Raw genomic sequence first — 12,454 nt, 5'->3', positions numbered from 1 at the left:
TTGTTGGTCGGCATTGGTTTTGTTGGCGCTGTAGATCTTGCTGATCAGCGCTTTGGCTTCCTGCAACTTGGGAGAAATCGACGAGTTCTCACTCAATCCGTCTTCATTCGTCAAGTTCTGGCGAATCTCAAACTCCACTTGCCAACGCTGATTTTCATCCTCTGGGTTCACACACACCATTTGCAGAGTACCGACTTCGGTTAACTGACAAGCCAGTTGCACCTCGACTCGCTGCTTCTGATTGGCGGCGAGTGGGGCTGCATCGAGAGCGGGCAAGGTGAGTACATAAGGCGGTAAGGGCTGGAATTTATCGGGATCGATAGGCAGCAGCGTACCATTTTGTACCTTCTGTTCGGGCACGATGTGATCGTGAGTTGAAGTTAGCAGATTAAAACGAACAGGCTCACCCACCGTCAGTGAAAAACGGCGACTGGTTAAGCGGATCTCTTGTCCTTCTTCGCTGCCTTTGGCCAATAAACACAAGGCTTTACCGAGCTTGTTTTTTTCCTGCAAATGCAAGAAATAAGAACGAGCAGAACCGCCACCAATTTTAAGCTGAGCACCACGCCTTGCTTTGGCATACGCCACCGCGCCCAAAGCGACAGACCAATCTGGATGAGGGTTATCGAGCAAAGTAATGGGTCGCCCTAACCAGTCGCTCAGCAGTGTGATCAGCCGTTGAGTAATCAACTCGCTATTAAACACACCACCATTGAGCAGCAACCCCGTCGGTAATGCTGAGTTATTTTTTTCAGTAGCTAACGAACCTTGTGCAGCCCCTTGGTGATGGCTGAGAAATTCTGCAATGTGTTTGCTGACAGCGGGATCGGCCGCATAGGGCAGGCCAAACTCAACGACAGCTCGGCGACGTTTCTCTGGTAGCACGTCTTGTTCAGTCAGCGGGAAAAATCCGTCAAGTGCAATACGGTGTACTTCATCACGATGTAACGCCACACTTTGGGTTCCGCCCAGTAACTTCGAACCACTGCCCAACAAGGTGATTTTCATCTGTTCAGGTGCATTTGCCGAAAGCAGGCTCTCTTTGGCTTGGCGCGTTTGTTGGATGAGCTTGGATAAACCCGCAGCGCTGAGTTTTTTATTTTGATTGAAACGGCTTTCGGCTACGTGAGCCAAAGCAAGGTCGATGTTGTCGCCACCCAGCATAAGATGATCGCCCACGCCAATCCGGTTGAGTTGCAGCGTTTCTTGCTCATCAAATTGCGCGGCAATCAGGCTTAAATCGGTGGTACCGCCGCCCACGTCACACACCAATATCAGCGGTACGTCTTGCAAGATATCGTTCGCTTGAGTTTGGTGACGATGATGCCAGTCATAACAAACCGCTTGCGGCTCTTCGAGCAGCATGATTTTTGGCAATCCGGCCAGCTGAGCGGCTTCAAGAGTCAGTTTACGCGCACCTTCATCAAATGAAGCAGGAACGGTGACAACCACTTCTTGTTGTTCTAACGGGTTTAAAGGATGGCGATGATTCCACGCTTGGCGGATATGGTTGAGATAGCTGGCGCTGGCAATGATAGGAGAAACTTTTTCGACATCCTGCGCTCCCGCCCACGGCAAAATGGGTTGGCTGCGATCCACGTTCGGATGTGAAAGCCAGCTTTTGGCACTAGAAACTTGTCGGCCTTCTACTTTTGCGCCTAACTCGCGAGCCCATTCGCCAATAATCACTTGGGGCAGATCGCCATTTACCCGTTGTGATTCCCAAGGCAGGGTTAAATCAGAATCGGTGAATTGTCCGTGTGAAGGGTGGTAGCGGAAAGAAGGAAGAAGTGGGCGGCGAACCACTTCGCCAGGGCCAACCAATTGATCAACAGGGAAAATCTCAACCGGAGATTGTTCAAGCGCATCATTGAGTTCACAAAAGGCGACCACGGTATTGGTCGTGCCCAAATCAATGCCAACCAGAAAACGTGGTGATGACATGCGATACCTCGTATTCATAAAGGATGAGCGGCACCCCGAAGGATGCCGCTGTAGTCTTGTTAATGTTGCTGTGGTGCAGGCTCGTCTTGTGGGTTGTCACGCACATCAAATTCCACATGCCATTTCTGACCATTATCGGCGGCGATCGCTTCGAGATAGAGCGTACCGACTTCCGTAACACGTGATGCCAGCGTAACCGGAACCACTTCACCTGCACGGCGACCTTCAGAAACAGGCAAGGTGATCTGAATGGTGGGCAGATCTTCCAGCTCATCATTTGCCCAATCGACAAGGTGAGTACCCGCGACATCATCACGGCGTACGGTTGAACCATAGAATTGGAAGTGCACAGGCTCACCAATCACTAGGCCAAACTGGCGATCCGCGACTTGCGCGCTTGAGCTTCTTCCATACCAAATGGAGCAACACAGAGCGCTTCCATTGGCGGTGACATGCCTGGAATGGCAGGCATCGCACTTTCAATCCCGACATAGTAAGCCGAAGCTATACCACCACGGATGCGTACACCTTGACCTTGACGCACAACACCGTAGTAAGCAGCGCCGCGTGCCACTGCCAGATCCAAATCCACTCCAGTGAGGAATTTGGCAGGAGACGCATTCGCCTGAGTTAGCCAAGCATTGATGGTTTCTAGCAAACGATCGGCAAGCAAAGTGGATTTCAGCACACCGCCGTTAAGCAAAATGGCGCTTGGCTTAATGAAATCGGCTTGTGGTGCGGCCATACCCGGAATGCCGGCCATCGCGAAAGGCAGACTTTCGGTTTGGCCTTGCGCGTTGGCTTGTTTGCTTAAAAATGCGGCGATATGGCGAGTAATGCCGGCATCTTGCGCGTAAGGCAAACTCATCTGAGTCAGTGCGCCGCGCATTTTTTGTTGAGGGTGTTCATTGATAGACACCGCAGGGAAGAAACCATCGACCAGCGTTTGCTGAACTTCTTCACGAGTCAGTTCAGTTTTCAGTGTTGCGCCGAGCAGTTTAGAACCACGGCTTGGTACCACGATTGGTACTGCAGCCAAATCCGGTTGGCTGAGTAGTGCTTCTTTCGCATCACGACAAGCGTGCGTCATGGCTTGCACTTGCCACATTTGCAGCTCTTTACCTTCCTGCGCCAATTTCATTTTCAGACGATAGGCGAGGGCGAGATCCATGTTATCGCCACCGAGCAGAATATGTTCGCCAACGGCAATACGTTTGAGGGCAAGGTTACCTTCTTCTTCGGTCACTTCGACCAGTGAAAGGTCAGTGGTGCCGCCACCGATATCGATCACTAAGACCACATCGCCTACGTTTACTTCATTGCGCCATTGCTCATGGCGGTTATCAATCCAACTGTAGAGTGCTGCTTGTGGCTCTTCGAGCAGCGTAAATTGCTGCAAACCGACATTGCGTGCCGCTTCGGCGGTTAAATCACGGGCAGCAGGATCAAACGAAGCTGGGACGGTAATGGTGACATCTTGCTCTGCCAATGGAGCATCAGGATGAGCGTGATCCCACGCAGCTTGCAAGTGCTCTAAATAAAGCTCTGTTGCGCGCAGTGGAGAAATTTTGCTGACGTCTTCAGGACTGCCCGATGGCAAAAAGGCTTCGCGACGATTCACGCCTGCATGGCATAACCATGATTTGGCGCTTGCGACTAAACGAATCGGGGTTTTGGAGCCCAAATTACGCGCAATCGCGCCTACCAATGCGGTCGGTTCACTGCTCCAAGGCAAACGGCGTGAAGCGGTAGCCATTTCATGTTCATGCGGCTGATAAACGAAAGAACCAAGCTGGTTGAGGTTTTCTACTGTGCCCGGCGCCGTCATTTGCGCAATCGACATCACTTCAACACGACTCTCTTCACTCTGTACATCTTGATAAGCTAGTACGCAGTGGGTAGTACCAAGGTCGATGCCCACACTGTATTTGGCTGAATGAATTGGCATCTCCATTACAGTTCTACCTCCGCAGGAGCAAGAATCGAGGTGTCGTAATTGTCAGCCAGTTTTGGCAGGGTGATGGAATCCGCGCGCCAACCTTTGTGGATCAGAGTGCCAACGAATGGCGCTTGGCCGGTAACTTGTCCTGTCAGGCGAATTTCTTGCGCATTGAAGCCAGCTTCAACGTTAATGCGGCTCTCTTCTTGTTCGCTACGAATTGGCGATAGAGTGAGGTATTCGCGCAGCACTTTTTGGCCGCCGCTATGAATCACGCGAGCTGCTGCGCCCACTTCTTCATCCGAAAACTGGCTGACTTCTTCTTGTAAGAAGTCGATTAAACGAGCTTCTTTTTGCAGCAGCGCTAAAAGTTGCAGTGCTGAATCGGTCGAGGCGGTCGCGAGTTTTGATTCCACCTCAACGACTTTTTCCACCACTTTCTCAACTTCAATGATTTTTTCCACTTCGATAATTTTTTCTACAGGCTTTTCAACCGTCACAATCTTTTCGACCGGTTTTTCTACGATCTTTTCCGTCACTGTGCCTTTGCGAGCAACAGCAACAATCAATAGCAGGAGAGAAGAAGCCGCCAGCCCCGCATGGAGCATATCAAAGGTGGTTGGAATCAGGTTTAAGTCGATATTCATGATGAATTCTCTTGTGTAAACCGAGCGTGGCAGAGGCACGACACCGGAAAAATATAATGTTATTGAGGTCAGAGATATGAACTACTTTTTGGTTTATGGTGTTTGAGAGATCTTTTTTCTACTCAAAGTACCTGATAGACCCAATAACTGTGGTGATAGACTAAGCTCAAAATAGGGGCGGATGTTACCATATTCAAGCGTAATGCGAGGAAGATAAGCCCTTTTAAAATAAGATTTGTGGTTTAACTGCCCATGTTTTGAGCGAAGTTCGTACTCATAATGTGTGATCTGGCAAATAACGTGCTAGATGTTTTAGAAATGCGACACATAGTGTCTAAGTTGTTGTACCGAATGGTTGACGATAACCGAATTACACGATAAACAAAGGGCTGAATTTTGACTTAGGAAGGACTGAATGCCGCATCGATTTCGTGAAATACTGCCGCATGTTGTACTACTTTCCTCATTGTTGATGGCGACTTTGATTGTTTACACTGCGTATTCACTACAAAAACGCTACAACGTCACGATTTTTGAGAACTTAGCGGATAGACAAACTCAGGCGTTACAACAGGTTGTTGAGAGTGACGTTCATTTTATTGGTTCGGTGGCCAATTTTTTTCAATCCACCTCGATGGATGATTGGGAGCACTTCCAATCTTTTGCTGCGCAAACGGTAAAAGACTCAAATAGTTTGATCGGCTTGCAATGGATGGCCAAAGTTGAGGCCAGTCAGTTACCTAAATATACCCAGAAAATCCGCACTTTATTCCCTGAGTTCACTCTGTATACGGTGCCGGAAGATGGCAAAAAAACCTACGGTTACATCCTGAATGGTGAGCCAGTTTATGTGCTTTCCGATATTTTCCCTTTAACGCCAGCGAATCGAGATTTGCTTGGTTTCTATTCCTCTCGTGAACGTTTTCAACATGTGATCGACAACATCACAAACACAGGCAAAGCCAACCTCTCTGATAAAGTCCGGTTATTGCAAGATGGTATCGACCGATCAATCAAAAAAGATGGAATGTTGGTTTATCACCCCGTGTTTGATAAAGGAAATCAAGAGCTGCTTGGTGTGATGATTGGGGTAGTTCGCCTTTCTGTGTATTTTGACAATTTAGTTCTAAAAACCGCTATGGAGCAGCAGCTACGTATTCAAGTGGTGGATAATGGATTTGATGCTGAGGACGATCCAATACTTTATCAAAGTGAAGGTTGGCAAGAAGGCAAAGGTGTACCCATGCAAAAGCGGGTACATTTGTCTAACCGTGACTGGACGATCAAATTTTGCTTGTTAGAGCCATTAACCCAAAATGACAAATGGATTCTGTTTGGTATGAGTTTGGGGGGCGTGATTATTTCGCTTTTATTGGGCTACATTACCCGGTTATTACTTGAAGAAAAAATTCGTTTAGAAGTGATGCTGGATGAGCGTACTGCAGAACTGCGTTATTTAGCCGAGCATGATAGCTTGACTGGAATTTACAATCGTCGCTCTTTCAACAACTTGCTCTCTAGCATGCTCAACTCAGGGCAACCCTTTACCTTGGTGAGTTTTGATATTGACTGCTTTAAACAGATTAACGATTCTCATGGACATTTGGTTGGAGATGATGCACTGGTTCATGTAGTGAATCTGGTGACGCAGAAATTATTACCTAACGATCATTTTGTGCGCATGGGCGGGGATGAATTTGCCATATTGTCTAACGTGGCAGAGCGTGAAACCTTATCGAGCTATCTGGAATCCATTCGTGCCACGGTCGAGCGAAATCCGCTGGCGATAAATCAAGGCAGCGTCGCTTTGACAGTCAGTATTGGAGCGAGCATCAACGAAGGCCTCAATGAATCCGAATTGCTTCATAGTGTGGATGCACAGCTTTATCTTAGTAAAACTTTAGGGCGAAACCGGGTGTCGATTGCGGAACAATGCAGCAAGGCAGAATCGAATTTTGCCGTGAAATCAGGTAGGATGTTCAACTTTATGTAAGCAGAAAAAGGCCAAGAATGAATTACAACCGTGTTGTGTGCTTCGATTTAGAAATGTGTTGTTGGAACGAAAACGGAGTGGGAACCACGGGTGAAATCATTGAAGTTGGTTTAGCGGAAATCGATCTGTCAGCCGGAAAAATCGTCAAACGTGCGCAATATTTCGTCAAACCTGAAAAAGATGAAATCTCACTGTTTTGTGCCGAACTCACCGGAATTACACCGCGTAAAATTGAGAAGCAGGGTCGACCACTGGTTGAAGTGCTGCAATCCATGGTTAAGAACTTTGGCGGCTCGAATAAGATTTATGCTTCTTGGGGACGTGATGATCTTATTTTGATCAACGAGTGCCGAGAAAAAGGCATTCCAGTTCCTTTTCAAGAGTTTCTCAACCTCGCCACTTTGTACCGAATTCAACATCGTTTAAAAGACAAACGTATTGGCCATCGCGCAGCTCAGGAATCGCAAGGTATTGAATGGGAAGGGCGTCAGCATTCAGGTTACGTGGATGCCTACAACTTGGCTAAATTAGCGTTAACCATGCTGTAATGTGATATTCAGCAAATTGTTATGCAACGCTATGGTTTTTGTTCTAGGCTTTTGTTTGGTTGTCCACAAAGCCGAGTACACGAATGGAAAACTTCCTTTATGTCTGCTGGCTGGTGAATGCGCTCAGTTGTATCGCTGCTGTGCTGTATTGGCGAATGACACCACCACTCTAGTGCCTTTTTTCGAGCCGTAAACTAGATGAAAGCCTCAAGCAAACTCTAATAGAAAAGCGCGAAATTCGCGCTTTTTGTCTTTCTGTAAGAGTGACTTTGGGGAAGAGGTAACTGGTGCGTTATTCCGCTTGTGGGTCTTTGTCCGCAGCCATTAATTTGGCGCGAATGAATTGACTATGGTCGACATACAACAGCTCGGCGGCTTTGCGAATCACGGCATCTTCCAATGGGTCAATTGTGCCATCAGCGTTGGCTACTTCCCACATCGCTTTGACGAGTTCAAACCGTTGTGTTTGGGAAAGATTACGTAGCTGCGAAGTGAAATCGTACAAAGACGCGGACTGCTTCACCTGTTGTTCAGCACGAGCCAATAGAGCAGCCGCTTCTTCATCATCAATACTCAATAGATGCTTTAGAAGGGCAGATTTAGCTTGCTGCTCAGGCTGTGAGATTTGGTGATCTGCACCTGCCACTTCAGTCAGTAAACAAGCGATCGCCAGCTCGGGAGAAGCTGCATTTTTCGCTAAATCTTGGCCTTCAAGTAACTGCTTAAAGAGAGAAGTAATTGCGTTAAACATGATTCGCCTTGCGGTTTGGAGTTCAGTGATTAAACAATGAGGTTAGGATGACAACTCTTCAACCATTGAGCCTAAAATTTCGATAAATTCTGAGCTGGTTCGTTCATGGGCAAGCGTAATTAAAGCCAGCAGCGCCTCCGCTTTGGTTTTCGGGCCACTGTCATCGGCAAGAATATTCAAAATCTGTGCGCGGATCAGTTCAATTTCATGCTCGACAAAGCCACGCCCTTCTTCTTCACCTTCTCCCTCTTCAGGGGCATTATCAAAGGTTAGAAACAGCATCTCGTCATCGAGTTGAGCCTCAACCAATCGCTCTGGAAGCCAGACTTCACCCATCACTACATCAGGGTCAAGATCGTTAGGGAGCTGGTTTAAAATAGTTTTGAGTTCAGAGACTTTCACAATTGCTTCGTTTCCTAAAGGGTCTATTTTCATTTTAGCGGCCAATTGTCATGAAAACGAAGCTTCTTTTTCGGTAAGACGGTATTAACTGATGCTTCTGTAGACAAGTTGAGGGTCTCAAAAGGTTTGGATGATCTTCTCATGGGCGTGTTGCTAAAACTCTGTGGTACAATCCGCGCAGTTTTTTTGGAAAGATAACAATAGGAAATGCTTTGACTTCGTCACAGCCAACACCCGATTCGGCAGCTCAGCCAAAAGCCAATAGCGCTGCCAGTTTAAAGAAGGCGCTCGGACAGTGCCTAATCAAAGACCGTTTTCGTTTCAGTAAACGCATTGATGGCGCAAGCAAAATCAAAAATGAATCTGCGCGCAATGCGGTGTTTGACGAAATCGCGCTCGATATTGCTCAATCCATGATGGTGGTGGAGCAGCGTAAGCAACAAATGCCCAAAATCGAGTATCCCGCTCTGCTGCCTGTCAGCCAAAAACGCGATGATATTGCGAAGGCGATTGCTCAGCATCAAGTCGTGATCGTGGCGGGTGAAACCGGTTCAGGGAAAACCACTCAGCTACCGAAAATTTGCGCAGAATTAGGCCGTGGTAAATATGGTTTGATTGGTCACACTCAGCCGCGCCGTCTTGCTGCACGCTCAGTGGCGAACCGCATCGCCGAAGAGATGGAAACCGAGCTCGGCGGCTTTGTGGGCTATAAAGTTCGCTTTACAGACCAAATCTCGGATCAGACCCAAATCAAATTAATGACCGATGGTATCTTACTGGCGGAGATCCAAAACGATCGTTTCCTCAACCAGTACGACACCATCATTATCGATGAAGCCCACGAACGCAGTCTGAACATCGATTTTATCTTGGGTTATCTCAAGCAGCTTTTGCCGCGTCGTCCCGATCTCAAAGTCATCATCACGTCGGCCACCATCGATCCAGAGCGCTTCTCGAAGCATTTTAGCAATGCGCCGATCATTGAAGTCTCTGGTCGTACTTATCCGGTGGAAGTGCGTTATCGTCCTCTGGCGGGTGATGATGACAGCGAAAGCGATCGCGACCAACTGGAAGGGATTTTCCAAGCCGTGGATGAGCTGTGCGATGAAGGTCTGGGCGATATTCTGATCTTCATGAACGGTGAGCGCGAAATTCGTGATACCGCCGATGCACTTTCAAAACGCAATCTGCGTGATACGGAAATCGTCCCGTTGTATGCGCGCTTGTCGGCCGGTGAGCAGAACAAGATTTTCCAACCTCATGCAGGTCGCCGAATCGTGCTGGCCACCAACGTGGCAGAAACTTCGCTGACGGTACCGGGCATCAAATACGTTATCGACCCGGGTACCGCGCGGATCAGCCGTTACAGCTATCGCACCAAAGTGCAGCGTCTGCCGATTGAGCCGGTTTCTCAAGCCAGTGCCAACCAACGTAAAGGCCGCTGTGGACGTACCGAAGAGGGGATCTGTATCCGTCTCTATTCGGAAGAGGATTTCTTGTCGCGTCCAGAATTTACTGATCCTGAAATTCTGCGTACCAACTTAGCCTCGGTTATTTTGCAGATGACGGCGCTTGGGCTGGGCGATATCGAAGCTTTCCCATTTGTTGAAGCGCCAGATAAACGTAATGTTCAAGATGGTGTGCGTCTGCTCGAAGAGCTGGGCGCGATCAACGATCAAATCAAAGACCCGAAAAAGCGCCTCACTGAAAGTGGTAAGCAGCTAGCACGTTTGCCGATTGATCCGCGTTTGGCGCGCATGGTGCTCGAAGCGTCTAAATTCGGCTGTTTGAAAGAGGTGATGATTATTGCTTCCGCGCTGTCGATTCAAGATCCGCGTGAAAGACCGAGCGACAAACAGCAATCGGCTGATGACAAACATCGCCGCTTTAACCATGAAGACTCAGACTTCCTGACCTTAGTGAACCTTTGGCATTACATTGCTCAGCAGCAAAAAGCGCTGACCAGTAACCAGTTCCGCCGTCAGTGTAAACTCGACTATCTAAACTATTTGCGTGTGCGCGAATGGCAGGATGTGTATACCCAACTGCATCAATCGACCCGTGAAATGGGCTTTAAGCTCAATGATGAACCGGGCAGTTACCATGCGGTGCACAGTGCGATCTTGGTTGGTTTGTTGTCGCACATCGGTATGAAAGATCAGGAAAAGAACGAGTACCACGGTGCGCGTAATGCGCGTTTCAACATTTTCCCTGCCTCTGGCTTGTTTAAAAAGCAACCGAAGTGGGTGATGTCGGCTGAGCTGGTGGAAACCTCGAAACTGTGGGCACGCGTGGTCGCGAAAATCGAACCAGATTGGATTGAGCCACTGGCGAAGCATCTGATCAAACGCAGCTACAGTGAACCGCATTGGTCGAAGAAAAATGCGGCGGTGATGGCGTATGAAAAGGTGATGCTGTATGGCATCCCGATTGTGCCGAAACGCTTGGTCAACTATGGCAATATTGATCCTGTGCTCAGCCGCGAAATTTTCATTCGCAGCGCGCTGGTTGAAGGGGATTGGGAAACCAAACACGCCTTCTTCAAACAAAACCGCGCTCTGTTGGCAGAAGTGGAAGAGTTAGAACACAAATCTCGTCGCCGCGATATTCTGGTTGATGATGAAGAACTGTTCCAATTCTACGACCAACGTGTCGGCACCGAAGTGGTGTCTGGTCGCCATTTTGATGCGTGGTGGAAAACCGCCAGCCGTAAAACGCCGGATCTGCTCAGCTTTGAAAAAGAGATGCTGTTCAAAGGTGATGCCAGCCACATTACCGATTTGGATTACCCGAACTTCTGGCATCAAGGCAATCTGAAACTCAAACTCAGTTATCAGTTTGAACCGGGTGAAAACAGTGATGGTGTGACGGTACACATTCCGTTGCCGATCTTAAACCAAGTCGAGCCACACGGCTTTGACTGGCAAATTCCCGGTTTACGTCATGAGTTGGTGGTGAGCTTAATTAAATCGTTGCCGAAAACGCTGCGTAAAAATTTCGTCCCCGCGCCGAATTACGCTGACGCTTTTTTGGCGCGAGTGACACCGTTTGAGATGCCGCTGCTCGATGCTTTAGAAAAAGAGCTGCGCCGTATGACGGGTGTGACGGTACTGCGTGAAGATTGGAAACTAGATCAGTTACCATCGCATTTGAAAATTACTTATCGCGCGGTGGATCATCGCAATCGCAAGCTCAATGAAAACTGTGATCTGCATGAGTTGAAAGAGAGCTTGAAAGAGAAAGTTCAAGAGACACTTTCACAAGTCGCGGATGATGATATCGAACAGCGCGATCTGCATACGTGGTCATTTGGCGAACTGCCGAAAGTGTATCAACAAAAACGCGGCGGTTTTGAAGTCAAAGCGTATCCGGCCTTGGTGGATAAGAAAGACAGTGTTGAAATCAAACTGTTTGAGACGGAGCAAGAGCAACTTGGCGCAATGCGTGCGGGTCAACGCCGCCTCATTCTGCTTAACGTACCATCGCCGATTAAATATCTGCACGCCAATCTGCCGAACAAGTCTAAACTTGGCTTGTACTTTAACCCGTATGGCAAAGTGCTGGATTTGATTGATGACTGCATTGCCTGTGGGGTTGATAAGCTGATTGAAGAACGTGGCGGAATGGTGTGGGAGCCGCAAGCGTTTGAAGCGCTCAAAGAACATGTGCGTGCTGAACTGGGTGATACTGTGGTGGAGATTGCCAAACAAGTTGAAACCATTTTGACGACTGCTTACAACATCAATAAGCGTTTGAAAGGCAAGGTGGATTTCACTATGGCGTTTGCGCTTTCTGATGTGAAAGCGCAAATTGAAGGGCTGATTTTCAGTGGCTTTGCGACCGAATGTGGTTGGAAGCGTCTGCCGGATATTCTGCGTTACATGCGCGCGATTGAGCGCCGGATGGAGAAATTGCCAGTCGATCCAAACAAGGACCGACTGCATATGCTGAAAATTGAATCGGTCACGACCAAATACAAAGAACTACTCAACAAAATCCCGAAAGGGATGGCGATTCCTGACAACGTGAAAGAGATCCGCTGGATGTTGGAAGAGCTACGTGTGAGCTTCTTCGCTCAGCAGTTGGGTACGCCGTATCCGGTGTCGGATAAACGAATTATTAACGCGATTGAAGCATGTTAGGTACAATTTTTGCTTAACATGCTGAGATGACGGAATTTGCACTCAATGTGGCAACGATTGGCCGCCGTCACCGTTGTCCAACTATTTT

At 48.2% G+C, this 12,454-nt stretch carries 7 protein-coding genes and 1 pseudogene; 3 read left to right on the top strand and 5 right to left on the bottom strand.

What is annotated here, in order from left to right:
• From D908_RS04550 to D908_RS04555, 3 genes and pseudogenes are all read right to left on the bottom strand, one after another.
• Positions 1 to 1,944 (bottom strand): Hsp70 family protein (locus tag D908_RS04550; protein ID WP_005526201.1); only part of this gene is annotated, 1,944 nt, incomplete at its 3' end.
• A gap of 59 nt (positions 1,945 to 2,003) precedes the next feature.
• Positions 2,004 to 3,898 (bottom strand): annotated as a pseudogene (locus D908_RS0119780) (Hsp70 family protein).
• Positions 3,898 to 4,530, bottom strand: a complete 633-nt coding sequence (locus D908_RS04555) for a DUF2760 domain-containing protein (RefSeq protein WP_001017930.1) — start codon at positions 4,528 to 4,530, stop codon at positions 3,898 to 3,900. The pseudogene D908_RS0119780 and the gene D908_RS04555 overlap by 1 nt, the downstream one beginning before the upstream one ends.
• 415 nt (positions 4,531 to 4,945) lie before the next feature.
• Between D908_RS04555 and D908_RS04560 the strand changes: the two genes are divergently transcribed.
• On the top strand, positions 4,946 to 6,523 hold the full coding sequence (locus D908_RS04560) for a sensor domain-containing diguanylate cyclase (protein ID WP_005526198.1): 1,578 nt from the start codon (positions 4,946 to 4,948) through the stop codon (positions 6,521 to 6,523).
• Between the two features lie 17 nt (positions 6,524 to 6,540).
• Positions 6,541 to 7,071: a 3'-5' exonuclease gene (locus tag D908_RS04565; RefSeq protein WP_001108810.1), complete on the top strand. Its 531-nt coding sequence runs from the start codon at positions 6,541 to 6,543 to the stop codon at positions 7,069 to 7,071.
• A gap of 292 nt (positions 7,072 to 7,363) precedes the next feature.
• Here D908_RS04565 and D908_RS04570 read toward each other — a convergent pair whose 3' ends face one another.
• On the bottom strand, positions 7,364 to 7,822 hold the full coding sequence (locus tag D908_RS04570; RefSeq protein ID WP_000481242.1) for a tellurite resistance TerB family protein: 459 nt from the start codon (positions 7,820 to 7,822) through the stop codon (positions 7,364 to 7,366).
• A gap of 42 nt (positions 7,823 to 7,864) precedes the next feature.
• Positions 7,865 to 8,224 carry a VC1380 family protein gene (locus D908_RS04575; protein WP_005518551.1) on the bottom strand — a complete coding sequence of 120 codons (360 nt, stop codon included), beginning with the start codon at positions 8,222 to 8,224 and terminating at the stop codon, positions 7,865 to 7,867.
• 212 nt (positions 8,225 to 8,436) lie between these two features.
• On the opposite strand from D908_RS04575, the gene hrpA reads away from it, so the two are divergent.
• Positions 8,437 to 12,366, top strand: a complete 3,930-nt coding sequence (hrpA, locus tag D908_RS04580) for an ATP-dependent RNA helicase HrpA (protein WP_005526195.1) — start codon at positions 8,437 to 8,439, stop codon at positions 12,364 to 12,366.
• Positions 12,367 to 12,454 lie beyond the last annotated feature (88 nt).

Origin of the sequence: Vibrio mimicus CAIM 602, from assembly GCF_000338875.1 — a bacterium.
Taxonomy (GTDB): domain Bacteria; phylum Pseudomonadota; class Gammaproteobacteria; order Enterobacterales; family Vibrionaceae; genus Vibrio; species Vibrio mimicus.
This window is presented reverse-complemented; position numbering and strand designations above follow the sequence as displayed.